The following is a 14,819-nucleotide window of genomic DNA, read 5'->3' on the forward strand; positions in this document are numbered from 1 at the left end:
GTCCCGATCCATGGATGCCACCCAGTTGCTCAAGGGAGTGCTCGACGTCGCCGTGCTCGCGGTCGTCGAGGACGAGGACGGCTACGGCTACGACGTCGTGCGCAGGCTGCGTTCGGCCGGCCTCGAAGAAGTCGGAGACGCCTCCGTCTACGGGACGCTGAGGCGTCTACTCGGCTGGCGCGCTCACGTCGTACGTCGTGCCGTCCGAAGAAGGGCCGCACCGCAAGTACTACGGCATCAACGCCCAGGGGAGGGCGACTCTCGAGCTCCAGCGCAAGGTCTGGGCCGAGTTCTCCGACACCATGACCCGACTACTCAGCAGCGGATCCAAGCCTGGGGAGGCAGCATGACCACGTCCACCGTCGCGCCCGAGATCATCGTCTTCGCCCAAGGCGTCCGCGAGGCACTCGCCGACCTGCCTGCCGAAGAGGTCGACGACCTGACCGAAGGACTCGAAGCCGATCTGGCCGAGTCGCTCGCCGAAGACCTGCGCCGCACCTTGCCCGATCCGGCCGTCTATGCCGCCGCTGCCGGTTGGCGGCCGGCCTGCCGGGGGCGAACGGTTCCGGTGCGCACTGGCGTCGTCGCCAGTCTCGTCGACGTCCTCCGCGACGCCCAGGTCGGCGCATCTGCCACCGTGCGTCGTCACCCAGGGCTCGTGGCAGCGCTCGACTTCCTGACCGCGCTGCGGCCCGCCTGGTGGATCGTGCGGGCCTGGCTCGCGACCTGGCTGATCGCAGCGTTCTTTGGCATGGAGGCCCGCTACTGGTTCGACGGGGCGTTCTGGCTGGTGCTGATCGCCTTCGTCGTGGTCAGCGTGCAGTGGGGACGCGGTCGCTGGGCCTTCCCCGGCCTGCGTGGGCTGGTCGTGATCGGCAACGTCATCGCAGTCGTGGCCCTCCTGCCAGTGCTGAACGCCGCCCAGTCGTGGGGCACCGAGACCATCCATGTCGAGGGCGACTCGGGGCAAGACCTGACCGGCGTGTTCCTCAACGGCAGCCAGGTCACCAACATCTTCGGCTTCGACGCCGCAGGACGACCGCTGAAGGACGTCCAGCTTGTCGACCAGGACGGCAAGCCGCTGGCGACCTCCGTGGCTGGCGGCAACGGCTGCCTTGATCCTGACTGCATGAAGAACGGCTTGTGGGCGCCGTCGACCCTCCGCAACGGAACGGTCGCCTGGAACGTCTTCCCGATGCGGATGGTCGAAGCGGACTACGGCGACGACACCGGAAATCTCACCGCTGTGCAAGGTGCCGAGCCGCAGGAGCGCCCGTCGCCGTTCAAGCGGGTCCCGGCGCTGGTCACAGCCAAGAAAGTTGCAGAATCCGACTAGTAATCCGGGATCAAACAACCTGTCGCGGGCGTTGGATAGAGTAGAAGCAATGACTCCACATTCATGGAGCCGATCCCACGGAGGGAATCATGCAGAGCAGTAACCCAGTCTTCGCCCGCAGCGCGGAGTTCAACGGCCGCGCTGGCGCCGTTGCAACCGACCCGTCGCAGTGGCAGATCGACCTCAACGGTTCGCCTACCCACACCGAAAAGGGCACCGGAACCGGTCGTATGACGATCGACTCGGTCGTCGAGAAGACCGGCATCACGCTGGGTCTTTTGATTCTTGCCGCGACTGTCACGTGGTTCGTCACTCCCGCCATCGAGACTGATCCGGTGACGGGCGAGACCGCAGGCGTGGGCACGGCATTTGCCCTCGCGACCGGCGGCGCGCTGGTCGGTTTTGCGCTGTCGATGGTCAACTCGTTCAAGAAGATCATCAGCCCGGCCCTGGTGCTGGCCTACGCGGTCGTCGAAGGCGTCTTTGTTGGTGCGCTCTCCAAGGTCGTCTCCAGCTACGTCAATGATCCGACGATCGTGTTCCAGGCAGTTCTGGGCACGTTCATGGCCTTCGCCGGCACGTTGGCGGCCTACAAGTTCCTGAACATCCAGGTCACCGATCGTTTCCGCAAGATCATGACGATCGCCATGATGAGCATCGTCGGCGTCATGCTGCTCAACCTGGTGCTCAGCCTGACCGGCGTGCTCAGCAACGGTGGCCTGCGTGGCTTCAACACGCTCGGTCTGGTGGTCTCCTGCGTCATGGTCGTCGTCGCGGTCTTCATGCTGATCATGGACTTCGACTACGTCGAGAAGGGCATCGCGGCGGGTCTGCCCGAGCGCGAGTCCTGGCGTGCGGCCTTCGGCCTGACGGTCACTCTCGTCTGGCTGTATATCGAGCTCCTGCGTATCCTCGCAATCCTGCGCGGCAGCGACTGAGCACCAGCACCCATCTGAAACAACGGCGATGGCCGGTCCCTTCGGGGATCGGCCATCGCCGTTTCTGCGTCTCTGGGCTGGGGGGGCAGGTCAGCGGCCGCGACGGCGCCGCAGGACTGTGGCCCGAACGGCCTCCGCCCTGAGCCTTCTCCTGGACGACCTCGGTGCCCGGGTTCTGGACGGCCTCAGCGGCAGCGTCGCGCACCGACATCAGGTCGCGCGGAGTGTTCGACGGGGCGTAGCCGGCGTACTCGTACGTCCTCGACTTCTCCCGCAGCGACGCGGCGACCGCCGGGATGATGACCGACACCATGTTGGCGTAGCCGGTCTCGGACGGGTGGAAGCGGTCGACGCCGAACATGATGTCGCGCTTCTCGGTGAACAGGTTGCCGAGCAAGCCGCCCAACGACACGGCGCGGCCGCCAGCCTCGACGACGGCGATGGTCTGCTTGCGGGCGAGGCTTCGGCTCAGCTGGCGGGCTACTGCACGCAGCGGCTGCTTGATGGGTCGGACGCTGCCCAGATCGGGGGTCGTTCCGACGACGACCTCACAGTCGGCAGCCACGAGTCGACGAACGACATCGCCCAACGTGCGGGCCGAGGTGCTGGGACGCACCTGATGGGTGACGTCGTTGGTCCCGACGATGATGACCGCGACGTGCGGCTCCCAGTCGGCGACCTGGTCGAGCTGGCCCATCAGGTCGGATGTCTGCGCGCCGACGACGGCGCGGGTGCGCACCTCTACAGGGGCATCCATCAGATGGACGAGGCCGAGACCGATCATCGCCGCTGGCGTCGCATCGGCGCGGTGCATGCCGTAGCCGACGGCGGCCGAGTCGCCCAGCACGAGCACGCGGATCGGCGTGCCGGGAAGGTCGTCGCCGTAGACGCCTTCGGGCGAGGGCGGTCGGTCAGCTGTCGTGCCGATGGCACGTCGAGCCAGGAGCGCTTCGCCGATCAGGAAGCCGTAGAAGTCGTGAGGGTTGCTCCGCCGCCAATCAGGGCCGTCGTGGCGATTCTGCGGGGGTGGGGCATATCCGCAATTTTACGGGGTCGGTGTAACCCGGGCAGGGGGTACGGGCCTGCAACGGTGTGAACTTCGCTACCACCTAGGGTGTGACGGTGCTTGGCATGACTCCCAATCTTCGTGATCTCGGCGACCTGTCCACTGCTGACGGCGGGGTCGTCGCGAGCGGCAGGCTGCTCCGCAGCGCCGTCCCGCGCGGTACCGACGTCGGTCTGGACGGTGTCGAGTGGCCGCCGTCGTTGGTCATCGACCTGCGCTCTGCAGCCGAGCTCGAACCGGCACACCCCCTGGCGGCGCGAGGATCGCGAGTCGTCCATCTGCCACTGCTGGCGGCCCTTCGTCCGGCGCCGCGGTGCCGGCCACCTTGCCCGAGCTGCCAGCCGATGCTGGTCGAGGCGTCGGCCAGCCTGGTCGATCTGGCTCGTCACGTCGGCCATGCCCCGGGGCGACGCTGATCCACTGCGCTGCGGGCAAGGATCGGACAGGTGTCTCGGTGGCGCTGCTGCTGAGACTCGTCGGGGTGCCGCGCGAGACCGTCCTCGAGGAATACCTGCTGACCAATCAGGCGCTCGCCGCGATCGACGCCCGGCTTCGTCCGGCTGCTCCCCGAAGGTCTGGCTACGCCTATCCAGCCGGCTATGCGCACGTCTCGTCGGAGGCGATCGACGGTGTGCTCGACGTCTGGGACACTCACGACGGCGGAGTGCATGGCTGGTTCGAAGCCGCCGGCGGCCACGAACGAGATATTGAGCAGTTGCACCGTACGCTTTTGGTATGACCTCTGATCTGACTCTGGGCGCTCGGGAGGTTCCGCTGGGCGGGCTTCGCGGGCTGACGGTGCACCGCACGTTGCCGCAGCGGGGATTTCCGACGGTAGGTGCCTGGTGCTTCGTGGATCACTTCGGTCCGACGACCGAACCGATGGCGGTGCTGCCTCATCCGCACACCGGTCTGCAGACCGTCACGTGGCCGCTGGCCGGCGAGATCCGCCACCGAGACAGTCTCGGCAGCGACGTCGTCCTCAGGCCGGGCGAGCAACCTGATGACGTCGGGCGACGGTGTCTCGCACTCCGAGTTCTCCGTGGGTGAGGACGGCGCACAGATGCATGGCATCCAGCTCTCGGGTCGCCCTGCCCGACCGCGCTCGCCGCGGCCCGGCCGGCTTCGAGCACCACCCAGAGCTGCCCGTCGTCGACGGGGACGGCTGGTCCGCCAAGGTGCTGCTGGGCGAGGTGGCCGGTGCGGTGTCGCCGGCCACGACGTACACGCCGATCGTGGGCGCCGAGCTGCGCGTCCGTCCCGGTTACGTGAAGATTCCGCTGCGATCGGACTTCGAGCACGCGATCCTTGCCGTCGACGGTCCCGTCGCGGTCGACGGGGTCGACGTCGCTCATCGCGAGCTGCGCTACCTGGCGCCTGGACGCTCTGAGGTCGGGATCCAGGTGCCGGAGGAGTCGACGCTGCTGCTGATCGGCGGTGAACCGTTCGACGAAGGCCTTGTCATGTGGTGGAACTTCATCGGTCGCTCGCACGACGACATCGTCGAGGCACGCGAGCAGTGGCAGGCGGCAGCAGCGCGGTACGGCCACGTGGATGGCCACGGCGGCAAGGTGATTCCGGCTCCGCCGCTGCCGGACGTCCGGCTCACGCCTCGGCGCCGAACCCTTTGACCTAACCGCATTATCTGGTAACTTCGATTTCGGATACCTCCAGTATCTGAAATCGAGAGGACTGCCATGACTCACTTCACGGGCAAGGTCGCCGTCGTGACCGGCGCAGGATCCGGCATTGGACGGGCGCTCTCAGTCGAGCTCGCCCGGCGCGGCGCGCGGCTCGCCATCAGTGACGTCGACCTAGCCGGACTCGCCGACACCGAGGCGCTGGTCAAGGCCGCTGGCGCCGATGTTCGCTCCGACTCGCTCGACGTCTCGCAGCGAGAGTTGGTGCTGTCGTACGCCGACTCGGTCGCCGAACAGTTCGGAGCCGTCAACCTGGTCTTCAACAACGCCGGCATCGCATTCACCGGCACCATCGAACAGATGTCGTTCAAGGACATCGACCGCGTCATGGACGTCGACTTCTGGGGTGTCGTCAATGGCACCAAGGCATTCCTGCCGCACCTGATCGCTTCGGGCGACGGGCACGTCATCAACATCTCGAGCATCTTCGGACTGTTCTCGGTTCCCACCCAGAGCGCCTACAACGCCGCGAAGTTCGCGGTGCGCGGCTTCACCGAGTCGCTGCGACAGGAGATGCTCAACGAAAAGCGTCCCGTCAAGGTGACGTGCGTGCACCCCGGTGGCATCAAGACCAACATCGCTCGCAACAGCGGGCAGGTTGACGGGCTCGATCACGACGAGCTGGCTGGGGCTTTCGACAAGCTTCGCGCGCACCTCGCCCCGCAAGGCCGCCGAGGTGATCCTCAAGGGAGTCGAGAAGAACCGACCGCGCGTGCTGATCGGTGCAGATGCCTGGGGTGCTCGACAAGTTCGTGCGTGCCGCCGGCCCTGGCTACCAGCGGATCGTGGCTGCGTTCAGCAGGCGCAACGGTTGTAGGCAAGTGCGATGTCAGGGCTGGGCTGGCAGTGTCGAGGTCAGCATCGTGATCACGAGATCACGGACCTCGTCACGGCCCACGTCCTTGGTGTCGAGCCACTCGAGGCTGATGTTGCGCAGCAGCTGCACCCCAGCTGCGCACCGCGAGCTCCAGCAGCTCGGACGGCTGTGCCGGGCTGATGGCCGCGATGATGCGGGCAGTCTGGACGCGGAGGTCCTCGTCGATGATGGCCTGGACCTGGGCGTCGGCCGATGCAGCGCCGCGAAACACCGCCTTGACGCCGGCCTTGTTGGCCTGGCAGTAGTCGAGGTAGGCCTCGACGCCGTCGCGCGCTGGTCGACAACCGGTGCGTCGGAGTCAGGCGAGGTCAGCTCGGCCATGCGGCCCGACTCGCGGCTGACCATCGCCGCGAAGAAGGCCCGCTTGTTGGGGAAGTAGTGGTACAGCAGCCCACGGGAGACGCCGGCCACCTCGGCCAGCTCCTCGATGTGGACGTCTTCGTAGGAACGATCGGCAAACAGCCGGCCCCGAGGTCGAGCAGCTGGTCCTGACGAGCTTCACGGCTGAGGCGAGTGCGGGTGGCCATGTCGGCACACTACTGGAGGACAGGCTCCTGGAGAGATGGGGAAGCGTTCATGCGCAATGACTGGTCGGGGCACACGTTCGCCCATCCGCCCGGGCGTCGGCCGGTCGTCGGCGACGTCCTCGGGACGGATGCTGCTGCGCCGTTGCAGAGCACGATGCGGCGCGCGCAGGGTCTGGGGCCCGATCTCGAGCTGAAGATCTTCGATCAGAAGTTCGTCTTCGTGTCCGGAGCAGAGCTTGCCGCCGAGCTTGTGTGACGAGTCCCGGTTCGCCAAGGCGTTGCCGCCGGCGTTGACGGCTCTGCGTGAGTTCGTCGGGGAGGGACTGTTCACGGCCTACAACGACGAGACCAACTGGGCGCTCGCCCACGACCTGCTGAGGCCTGCCTTCACCAAGGACGCGATGCGCAGCTATCACCCGGTCATGCTGGGGGCCGCTCGGGAGCTGTTCGACGCGTGGGACCGGGCTGTTGGGCCCGTCGACGTCTCCGCCGACATGACCAAGCTGACGCTCGAGAGCATTAGCCGGACGGCGTTCAGCCAAGACTTCGGCTCGTTCACCCGGGACGAGCCTCATCCGTTCATCCCAGCCATGATCGCCGCGCTCAAGGCTGGTCAGCGCAAGGGATCGTTGGAGTCGATGCCCGGGGCCGGGCTCATGGCCAAGCGCATCGACAAGCGCAACGCCCACCATCAGGCCTATATCGACGGCCTGCTCGACACCATCATCGCCGAGCGCCGCAGCAGCGGGCTGATGATGATCGCGATCTGCTGGGTCTCATGCTGAACTCGGCGCACCCCGACACCGGGGCGCGCCTCGACGACGTCAACATCCGTCACCAGATCCTGACCTTCCTGGTCGCAGGGCACGAGACGACCTCCGGCGCCTTGTCGTTCGCCTTGTACTACCTGACTCGTGATCCGGCAGCCCTCGCGAAGGCGCAGGCCGAGGTCGACACGATCCTCGGACCTGATCGCGACACCGAGCCCGCGTTCGAGCAGGTGGCGAAGTTCCGTTACCTGCGCCGGGTGCTCGACGAGGGCCTGCGACTCTGGCCGACCGCGCCTGCCTTCTCGCGCAGCCCGCGTGAGACGACGACGCTGACCACCGGCCACGTCATGCGTCCGCAGGACTGGGCGATCGTGGTCCTGCCGATGATCCACCGTGACCCAGCAGTGTGGGGCGAGGACGCCGACAGCTTCGACCCAGACCGCTTCTCGCCCGAACGCTCACGTGGCCGGGCGCCGCACGTCTACAAGCCTTTCGGCACGGGGGAGCGGTCGTGCATCGGACGGCAGTTCGCGCTGCACGAAGCGATCTTGGTGCTGGCGCGCATCCTGCATCGGTACGAGCTGACGCCTGATCTGGAGTATGAGCTTGCGATCACCGAACGGCTGACGCTGATGCCGCTCGGTTTCGAGCTCGGGGTCGCTCGCCGATGACGCGCAGGCCCCGCGTTCTCAGCCCAGCGTGACGCGGCCGGACTCGTCGATCGGCCAGTCGGGGTTGAAGGCAACCTCCCACAGATGCCCGTCGGGGTCGGCGAAGTAGCCCGAGTACCCGCCCCAGACCTGCTCCTCGCCGGGCTTGGTGATGACACCTCCGGCGGCTTGAGCTTGCGTGAGCACAGTGTCGACCTCGGCACGGGATCGTGCGTTGAACGCGATCGTGACTCCGCTGAACGTCGCTCCGGTGTCGGTGATGCGGGCGTCGGCGGCCAGCTGAGAACGTGACCACAAGGCGAGAACCAGCCCGTTGCTGAGCTGGTAGAACGCCACCTCGTCTTCGGCATTTCCCTTCGACCATCCCAGGCCCGACTCGTAGAACTCGCGCGAGCGAGCCAGGTCGGCGACGCCGAGGGTGATGAGGCTGAGTCGTTGGTCCATGCCGAAGACGTTAGCGAGGAGGTCAGACAGTGGCGCGCAATGCGTCGATCAGGGGTGTCGTCGGACGGCCGATCAACGCGCTGAGCTCACCGGTCGTGCCAGCGAGCTCGCCGTTCTTGATCGAGGCGTCGGTCGCGACGGTGAAGCCGACCCACATGTCGGGCACGCCAGCCGCGGCGAGGGCCTGCGCCTGCTCGTCGGGGGAGACCTGTGCGACGGTCACAGGAGAGCCGATGACCTCGGCAATCGTCGCTGCGAGCTCGTCCTGCGACCAGGCGACATCGCCAGTGGGCTCGCGTAGACCTGCTTGAGAGGCTCGTCGGTCGTCAGGACGACTGCCGCAGCTTCGGCGAAGTCAGCGCGTGCGGCGCTGGCGACGAGGCCGTCACCGGCGCTGGTCAGCACCGTGCCGGTGTGACGAGCGGCGTCGATCGCCGGGACGTAGTTCTCGTGGTACCAGCCGTTGCGCAGGGCGACGTAGTTCAGGTCGGTCGAGCGCAGGTACTGCTCGGTCGCGAGGTGCTCGGGCGCGACTGGCAGCGTCGAGGTGTCGATCGACGGTGCGCTGGTGTAGGCGAGCAGTGAGACGTTCTGGGCGATGGCGGCGTCGATGACGTTCGTGTGCTGCGCCAGGCGCTGCCCCATCTCGTTGCCCGAGATCAGCAGGACCTTGTCCACTCCGGCGAGGGCCGTGTCGAGTGCTGCGCGGTCGTCGTACGAGGCGACGCGGACGTCGACGCCTCGGTCGGAGAGTGGCTGGGCCTTGGCCGCGTCGCGGACGATCGCGACGATCTCGGTGGCCGGAACCTTGGTGAGCAGTGAGTCGATGACGAGGGAGCCCAGCTGGCCGGTGGCTCCGGTGACGGCGATGGTCATGGTGTGTCCTTTGCGAGGTCGGGGTGAATACTTGAAATCTACACTAACTATTCGAAAGCGCAAACTAGTAGTTAGTACTTACCAAGTGTTAGCCTTGAGTTCTAGGAGGCGTCATGGGTCAGGAATCAGCTCGACCGTTCGACGTGATGGGTGGCAACTGTCCGTCACGTGCGGTGCTGGAGCACGTCACGAGCCGTTGGGGGTCGCTGACCCTGGCAGCGTTGCAGCTCGGAGCCAGCCCGTTTCGGCGAGATCCGGCGCAAGGTCGCGGGTGTCAGCGAGAAGATGTTGTCGCAGACCCTCAAGTCACTCGAGGCAGACGGGCTGGTGGATCGTCGTGTGCAGTCGACGCTGCCCCCACACGTCGAGTACGCACTGACGCCGTCCGGCGAACAGGTCGCGACGGCTGTCGGCGCCCTGATCCAGGCGGTCTACGAGGTCATGCCCGAGGTCATGCGGGTGCGCGAAAGCGCGTGAGCCTCAGGCCGAGGAGTCGCGTTCGTGTGCGGCGGTGTCATTCCGAGCAGTGCTCAAGCTCTCCCGAAGAGCAACTACCTCGAGCCGAAGCGCGGCGATGTCTCGCGCGGTCGCAGCACCTGCCTCATCGCTGGCCTCGGACACCTTCTCGATCAACCAGGATGCAAATGACGCAGTGACGACGCCCAGCACGGCAATCCCGGAGAACATCAGGCCGACGGCGATGAGTCGCCCGGTGGTGGTGACCGGGAACATGTCGCCATAGCCCACAGTCGTGATCGTGGTCATGGACCACCACAAGGCATCTCCGAACGACTGGATCGAGCCGCTGCCTCCGCGCTCGGCGTCGAGCACGGCCAGCGAGGCGATGAAGACGATCAGGGTCACCGAGCCGACGAGATCGCCGACTCGCCCGCGCATCGAGTTGCCGGCGAACCGGTTGATCACGGTCAGCAGAGCAACGAGTCGAAGCAGCCGCAAGGGGCGCAGAAGCGGCAGCAGGACGACGGCGACGTCCAAGGGTGATCTGCGAAGAAAGGCCCACCGGTCCTCAGACAGGACGAGACGCGCCGTGAGGTCGACCACGAGCATCGCCCACGTCACCCAGACGATCCATCGGCACACGGCAGTCAGCGGATCTGATAGCTGCGGATCCAGAATCGGCCACGCGTACGCCGCCAGGAAGGCGATGGCAGACGCCGTCGCAGGGCCGTCGACCAGCCGCTCCCACTTCAGTCTCCGTGCTTCATCCACTCGTTGATGCTGTCAGAGATTGCGTCATGCGGGGGCAGAAGAGCGTGCTATTCCGGCAGCATCAGCCGCAGCGCCGTACGCGACAGCCAGGGACTCGACGGTCTCGTGAGCGTTGAGCCCGCTGGGATTGGGCACGACCCACACCTCTGCTCCCGCGATGACGCGGTCCTGACGTCCGGGCTTGGCCTTCTTCTCACCGAACGCGATGCGGTACGACGTGATGCCGGCGAAGGCGACGACCGTCGGAGCATGCTCGTGGATGAACCCTTCGAGTCGGCGGCGTCCCTCGACCAGCTCCGCGTCGTCCAGCTGTCGGCCCGGGCTGAAGCGCGAGCCACGATGTTGGTGATTCCGATGCCACGCCGCAGCAGCTCGGGCGCAGCCGCCTCGGGTGTGAGCGCATCAACCGAGATGATTCCGGCCTGGCGGAGAGCGGGATAGAACCGATTGCCGGGCCTGGCGAAGTGCATGCCCGTCGCGGCGCTCACCAGACCCGGGTTGATGCCGACGAACAGCAGACGCAGATCGTCCGGCAACAGATCGGGTATCGACCTGCCAGCGAACGACTCGAGCTCTGCGCGAGTCATGCCCATGTCGGACCGTCCTATGTCACAGGCCCTTGGGGTGTGCGGAAAGCCAGCGAGCGTAGGAGCCGCGGAGCAGGTCTCTTGCTTCGCCGTTGGGCGCGATCACGTCTGCCCCGCCGTCGTACGGGTGGTAGAGCCAGGTCAGCTGTTCGTCAGCGATGGTGACGCCTGCTGTCTGGCCATCCGCCACGAGCATGAGCAGTGAGTTGAGCTCGGACGCCGTTCGATGACGGCTGACGAAGAGGTGCAGCCACCCGATGTGGTCGGGGTCGGAATCGTCCTCGATCAGGCTCTGCCACCAGACCGCTTGCGGGACCGCGCGCTCCAGCTCCGATGCACGTTTTCGGGGGCAGGGGGTCTTGGACCAGGAGCAGGTGATCGCGATGAGGGCATCGTCGTCTGAGGCGGCTTTGAGCTCAGCAAGCATCGTGTGGTGCCGGTCCAGCACAGTTGCGTACTCAGAAGCGGTATCGGCGTGTCGTTTCGAATCCGGCAGGCTGTGGAACCTGACCCAGCGGTCGTACGCATCGCTTCGCAGCTCATGACCGACGGGCCTGCACCCAGGCCACTGTTGCTGCCAGCGCGATGACAGTTGAGTCAGGGCCTCGAGCTGGCCAGCGGTAGGGACGTGTGGTTTGCGCAAGAACCTGCCGTTGTATGTCGCGTAGGCGAGCCAACAGATGGCTCCAAAGACCGCGATCGTGCATGCGATCACACCGAGGATGATGAATGCCTCGCGCCCGGTGACCATCACCGGAACCTATCGCAGCCAGCCACTGGCGCTAGGAGCGACCTTCGGGTAAGGGCAACAAGTGAGCTGTCGAAACGAAGTACCTGCGGTTGACATCCCTTGGCGTTGTTGGCCGGCCGATTCTGTCGTCGGATCAGACACAAGTGGCGGCTGCTCTAGTTATTCCGAGCCATTCCAGAGGAAGTCAGGACGAGCAGACTCCCGCAGTGGTTAGCGTGACCCGTCACATTTTCCTAGGGAAGTACACCACATATGACGGACACGAACACCCCAGCCAGCGGCGGCGCGAAGCCACCTGCAGGCTTCTATGCAGACGAAGCAGGAAGACAGCGTTGGTTCGACGGCGATGGCTGGACTGACCACTACCAGTCGGCCGAACCTGACGCCCCGTCGTCTCGCGCAGAACCTGAGAGGAAGAAGAAGCGCATCTTCTTGTGGTTCTTCATGGCCGTGCAGGTCTTGTTCATCGTGTGGATCATCGCTGGTGCATCGAGTAGCGGCGGTGACGCAACAGATTGTGGTTCGCTGAGTCAACAAGCTTGCAATGACGCTGAGGACATTGGCACCGGCCTCGGCGTTGCCCTCATCGTTGTCTTTTGGATGATCGTCGACTTCTTGTTGGCCGTTGTCTACGGCATCTATAGGCTCGCCAAGCGCAACTAGTTCGGCCTTGCCAACGGCCCGTCAGATATCGAACTGACGGGCCGTTGACGTGTGCTCTTCGAAGCAGGCCGGTCTGTTTCAGATGCACTGCGTGGCCAGCGACTCTTGGGCAATGGGCCGTAGGCCACGCCCGTCGAATGCAGCGGGCAGTGAACCACCGTGCTATCGAGACTCATCGGCTCGTTCCTTCGCCACTTCACATTGAGCCTCCCCGATCCGATCCTGAGTGCAATCGGTCACGAGCGGGGAACGTTCGGTCGGCTATCGGCGACCCTCACAGCTGGCAGGATTGCACGATGCATACCGGCGCGTGGGATTGGACTACGGCGAATCAAGCCCCGTGGTGGTGGGCGGGAGTTCTCGGACTCGCGGGTGCGGTGATTGGCGGGGCTATCGGCCACTTGTCCCGACGCGTGCAGGATCGAGGCGGCTTGAAGGAGGGGTGGAGGGCCGTCGCTGCGGACGGCTGTGGCGAACTTCCTCTCGGTCGAGCAGGAGACTGCGAGTCAGTACTGGACATTTCGCCTGATGAACGGGCGCTCGCAGACGATGACTATCTCGATTGGTACAACCGCAGAGTGCATCTCATGAACATGGCCTTGTACGAGGTCAATTTGCTCGCGCCGGATGACCTCGCTGCGTGCGCGAACGAGATGGACCTCTTCATCGGTGACAACGTCAGGGACTGCGCCTGGAGCGGCGACGACATCGAGGAGATCAACAAGAGGATGTTGGGTTTGTCTGATCAGATCGTCGATATCGTCAAACGGCACACGAAGGTTGCCCGGCATTTCAAGTGACTGAGCCAATAGAGCCCGCGCGCGGCATCGCGTCAAGAAACCTGGTGGACGTCTCGATTCACTAGGAGACGACCGCAGACGGCTCGTACTGGTCAGCGACTATCGCGTCCGGCTCAGCGGTACTGCTCCGGCGCCTCGTAGGCCACGCCAGTCGCGTGCAGGGGGCAGTAGCCGTTGGGGTTCTTCACCAGGTACTGCTGGTGGTAGTCCTCGGCGTAGTAGTAGCGCTCCAGCGGCAGGATCGAGGTCGTGATCTCCCCGTAGCCTGCCGAGGTCATCTGCACCTGGTAGGCGGCGCGGGAGGCTTCGGCTTGCTCCTGCTGCTCGGGGGTCGTGGTCAGGATGATCGACCGGTACTGGGTGCCGCGGTCATTTCCCTGGCGCATGCCCTGCGTGGGGTCGTGGTTCTCCCAGAACACCTCGAGCAGCTGCTGGAAGGTGACCTTGGCCGGATCGAAGATGACTCGGACGACCTCGGCGTGCCCGGTCAGACCGGAGCACACCTCTTCGTACGTGGGGTCGCGAGGTCTGACCACCGGCGTAACCGACGGAGGTCGACCACACGCCGGGCACCTCCCAGAACGTCTTCTCCTCGCCCCAGAAGCAGCCGAGGCCGAACACGGCAACCTCGAAGCCGTCTGGTGCCTGGGTCTCGACGGGGTTGCCGAGGACGAGGTGGGTTCCGCCGACCTGGAACGGACGGCCTTCACGGCCCTTCAGGGCATTGTCGGACGTGGGGAGCTCTGACTTGCTGCGACCAAAGATCATGGTTCCGCCTTTCGTTTGGAAGTCTACGGAGGAGGGCCCGGTCAGGCCCGTTCAAGAATCGTGGCGATCTGCGTGAAGCCGCGCTGCCGAGCGTGCTGCAGCGCCGTCACGCCGTCGCGGTCGGCGATCGACACGTCAGCACCGTGATCGACGAGCGACTGCACGATTCGCTGCCACGGCGCTGAACCCTTGCCGAGGATGACCGCCTCCAGAAGCGCGGTCCAGCCCAGGTCGTTGACGTGGTTGACGGCGATGTCGGTGTTGTCGAGCACGTACGCGACGTATTCGTCGTGTCCGCGTTCACTCGCCGGGATGATCGAGATGCCGCCGAACCTGTTGCGGATCGTCAGATCAGGGTCGGCGGCCAGGATCTCCTTGGCCACGGCGGCACTCCCGGATACTCCCGTCACCAGCCAGGGGGTGTCGTGCCGGTCGTCGAGGGCGTCGGGATCTGCCCCGGCGGCCACCAGGACCCGCGCCACCGCGACGTGGTCGCGGGTCGCCGCGATCAGCAACGGCGTCCGTTCGTGATCGTCGCGGGTCTCGGTGTCGGCACCCGCCGCCAGCAGCAGCTCCGTCTTGTCTGCGTTGCCGCTGCGGGCCGCCGAGAGCAGCTGGCGATCGCGCGCGGCAGTCGACAGCTTCTCGTACGGATTGGTCGGCGTGCGGCTCGGTCGTGGGCGGAGGAGTGGCCGACGACGCTGTGGTCGGGTCAGGCTCGGGATCGGCGGTGGCATCGGACGACCCTGTCGAGCAGGACGCGACGAGCACGGCAAGGGCGACGATCAGGAACAGGCGGGACGACTTCACACTCT

Annotated in this window: 21 protein-coding genes and 2 pseudogenes; 12 read left to right on the plus strand and 11 right to left on the minus strand. The window is 65.7% G+C overall.

Annotated elements, in window-relative coordinates; translation table 11 throughout:
* The first annotated feature begins 10 nt into the window (after window positions 1-10).
* Window positions 11-1,336 carry a hypothetical protein gene (locus tag ACHMWU_RS12240; RefSeq protein ID WP_396044020.1) on the plus strand — a complete coding sequence of 442 codons (1,326 nt, stop codon included), beginning with the start codon at window positions 11-13 and terminating at the stop codon, window positions 1,334-1,336.
* Window positions 1,337-1,425: 89 nt separating this feature from the next.
* A complete protein-coding gene (locus ACHMWU_RS12245; protein ID WP_396044022.1) occupies window positions 1,426-2,274 on the plus strand; it encodes a Bax inhibitor-1/YccA family protein in 849 nt (282 codons plus the stop codon).
* Here the strand turns inward: ACHMWU_RS12245 and ACHMWU_RS12250 are convergent.
* Entirely contained in the window at window positions 2,210-3,127 is a 918-nt protein-coding gene (locus ACHMWU_RS12250) for an SGNH/GDSL hydrolase family protein (RefSeq protein WP_396044024.1), read from the minus strand. The genes ACHMWU_RS12245 and ACHMWU_RS12250 overlap by 65 nt on opposite strands.
* A 278-nt stretch (window positions 3,128-3,405) precedes the next feature.
* Here ACHMWU_RS12250 and ACHMWU_RS12255 point away from each other — a divergent pair, with 278 nt between their 5' ends.
* The 5 genes from ACHMWU_RS12255 to ACHMWU_RS12275 all read left to right on the plus strand — a co-directional run bounded on the left by ACHMWU_RS12255 (window position 3,406) and on the right by ACHMWU_RS12275 (window position 5,907).
* On the plus strand, window positions 3,406-3,756 hold the full coding sequence (locus tag ACHMWU_RS12255) for a tyrosine-protein phosphatase (protein WP_396046696.1): 351 nt from the start codon (window positions 3,406-3,408) through the stop codon (window positions 3,754-3,756).
* Between the two features lie 38 nt (window positions 3,757-3,794).
* On the plus strand, window positions 3,795-4,079 hold the full coding sequence (locus ACHMWU_RS12260; RefSeq protein WP_396044026.1) for a tyrosine-protein phosphatase: 285 nt from the start codon (window positions 3,795-3,797) through the stop codon (window positions 4,077-4,079).
* Window positions 4,076-4,390, plus strand: coding sequence for a pirin family protein (locus ACHMWU_RS12265; RefSeq protein WP_396044028.1), 315 nt, complete (start codon window positions 4,076-4,078; stop codon window positions 4,388-4,390). The genes ACHMWU_RS12260 and ACHMWU_RS12265 overlap by 4 nt, the downstream gene beginning before the upstream one ends.
* Window positions 4,391-4,407: 17 nt before the next feature.
* Window positions 4,408-4,971, plus strand: coding sequence for a pirin family protein (locus ACHMWU_RS12270; protein WP_396044031.1), 564 nt, complete (start codon window positions 4,408-4,410; stop codon window positions 4,969-4,971).
* Between the two features lie 66 nt (window positions 4,972-5,037).
* Entirely contained in the window at window positions 5,038-5,907 is an 870-nt protein-coding gene (locus tag ACHMWU_RS12275; RefSeq protein ID WP_396044033.1) for an SDR family NAD(P)-dependent oxidoreductase, read from the plus strand.
* Here ACHMWU_RS12275 and ACHMWU_RS12280 read toward each other — a convergent pair.
* Window positions 5,870-6,379 carry a helix-turn-helix domain-containing protein gene (locus ACHMWU_RS12280; protein ID WP_396046698.1) on the minus strand — a complete coding sequence of 170 codons (510 nt, stop codon included), beginning with the start codon at window positions 6,377-6,379 and terminating at the stop codon, window positions 5,870-5,872. The genes ACHMWU_RS12275 and ACHMWU_RS12280 overlap by 38 nt on opposite strands.
* Window positions 6,380-6,493: 114 nt before the next feature.
* Between ACHMWU_RS12280 and ACHMWU_RS12285 the strand changes: the two genes are divergently transcribed.
* Together ACHMWU_RS12285 and ACHMWU_RS12290 are read left to right on the plus strand one after the other, a co-directional pair.
* Entirely contained in the window at window positions 6,494-6,700 is a 207-nt protein-coding gene (locus tag ACHMWU_RS12285; protein ID WP_396044036.1) for a hypothetical protein, read from the plus strand.
* Between the two features lie 34 nt (window positions 6,701-6,734).
* Window positions 6,735-7,885: pseudogene (locus ACHMWU_RS12290) on the plus strand (cytochrome P450).
* An 18-nt stretch (window positions 7,886-7,903) separates the two neighbouring features.
* Here ACHMWU_RS12290 and ACHMWU_RS12295 read toward each other — a convergent pair.
* Genes ACHMWU_RS12295 through ACHMWU_RS12305 form a run of 3 tightly spaced genes read right to left on the minus strand, consistent with a single transcriptional unit; the run spans window position 7,904 to window position 9,205 of the window.
* Complete coding sequence (locus tag ACHMWU_RS12295; protein ID WP_396044038.1) at window positions 7,904-8,329, minus strand: VOC family protein; 426 nt, start codon at window positions 8,327-8,329, stop codon at window positions 7,904-7,906.
* Between the two features lie 22 nt (window positions 8,330-8,351).
* Window positions 8,352-8,552: a hypothetical protein gene (locus tag ACHMWU_RS12300; RefSeq protein ID WP_396044040.1), complete on the minus strand. Its 201-nt coding sequence runs from the start codon at window positions 8,550-8,552 to the stop codon at window positions 8,352-8,354.
* Entirely contained in the window at window positions 8,549-9,205 is a 657-nt protein-coding gene (locus ACHMWU_RS12305; protein WP_396044042.1) for an NAD(P)H-binding protein, read from the minus strand. Before ACHMWU_RS12305 ends, ACHMWU_RS12300 begins: the two co-directional genes overlap by 4 nt.
* A gap of 285 nt (window positions 9,206-9,490) precedes the next feature.
* On the opposite strand from ACHMWU_RS12305, the gene ACHMWU_RS12310 reads away from it, so the two are divergent.
* A complete protein-coding gene (locus ACHMWU_RS12310; RefSeq protein WP_396044044.1) occupies window positions 9,491-9,682 on the plus strand; it encodes a winged helix-turn-helix transcriptional regulator in 192 nt (63 codons plus the stop codon).
* A gap of 3 nt (window positions 9,683-9,685) precedes the next feature.
* Here the strand turns inward: ACHMWU_RS12310 and ACHMWU_RS12315 are convergent, their stop codons facing one another.
* The 3 genes from ACHMWU_RS12315 to ACHMWU_RS12325 are packed head-to-tail and all read right to left on the minus strand — an operon-like array spanning window position 9,686 to window position 11,449.
* Complete coding sequence (locus ACHMWU_RS12315) at window positions 9,686-10,435, minus strand: potassium channel family protein (protein ID WP_396044046.1); 750 nt, start codon at window positions 10,433-10,435, stop codon at window positions 9,686-9,688.
* Between the two features lie 47 nt (window positions 10,436-10,482).
* Entirely contained in the window at window positions 10,483-11,022 is a 540-nt protein-coding gene (locus ACHMWU_RS12320; RefSeq protein WP_396044048.1) for a uracil-DNA glycosylase family protein, read from the minus strand.
* 22 nt (window positions 11,023-11,044) lie between these two features.
* Window positions 11,045-11,449 (minus strand): hypothetical protein, encoded by a 405-nt coding sequence (locus ACHMWU_RS12325; protein WP_396044050.1) that lies wholly within the window; start codon window positions 11,447-11,449, stop codon window positions 11,045-11,047.
* A gap of 576 nt (window positions 11,450-12,025) precedes the next feature.
* Between ACHMWU_RS12325 and ACHMWU_RS12330 the strand changes: the two genes are divergently transcribed.
* Window positions 12,026-12,436, plus strand: a complete 411-nt coding sequence (locus ACHMWU_RS12330) for a DUF2510 domain-containing protein (RefSeq protein WP_396044052.1) — start codon at window positions 12,026-12,028, stop codon at window positions 12,434-12,436.
* A gap of 296 nt (window positions 12,437-12,732) precedes the next feature.
* On the plus strand, window positions 12,733-13,236 hold the full coding sequence (locus ACHMWU_RS12335) for a hypothetical protein (protein ID WP_396044054.1): 504 nt from the start codon (window positions 12,733-12,735) through the stop codon (window positions 13,234-13,236).
* 113 nt (window positions 13,237-13,349) lie between these two features.
* Here the strand turns inward: ACHMWU_RS12335 and msrA are convergent, their stop codons facing one another.
* The 3 genes and pseudogenes from msrA to ACHMWU_RS12350 all read right to left on the minus strand — a co-directional run bounded on the left by msrA (window position 13,350) and on the right by ACHMWU_RS12350 (window position 14,741).
* Window positions 13,350-13,772, minus strand: a complete 423-nt coding sequence (gene msrA, locus ACHMWU_RS12340) for a peptide-methionine (S)-S-oxide reductase MsrA (protein ID WP_396044056.1) — start codon at window positions 13,770-13,772, stop codon at window positions 13,350-13,352.
* A gap of 28 nt (window positions 13,773-13,800) precedes the next feature.
* Window positions 13,801-14,004 (minus strand): annotated as a pseudogene (locus ACHMWU_RS12345) (peptide-methionine (S)-S-oxide reductase); the annotation flags it as partial.
* A gap of 41 nt (window positions 14,005-14,045) precedes the next feature.
* Window positions 14,046-14,741: an ankyrin repeat domain-containing protein gene (locus tag ACHMWU_RS12350; RefSeq protein ID WP_396044058.1), complete on the minus strand. Its 696-nt coding sequence runs from the start codon at window positions 14,739-14,741 to the stop codon at window positions 14,046-14,048.
* Between the last annotated feature and the right edge of the window lie 78 nt (window positions 14,742-14,819).

This window comes from Aeromicrobium sp. UC242_57, assembly GCF_044452305.1.
In the GTDB taxonomy this organism is placed as follows: Bacteria; Actinomycetota; Actinomycetes; order Propionibacteriales; family Nocardioidaceae; genus Aeromicrobium.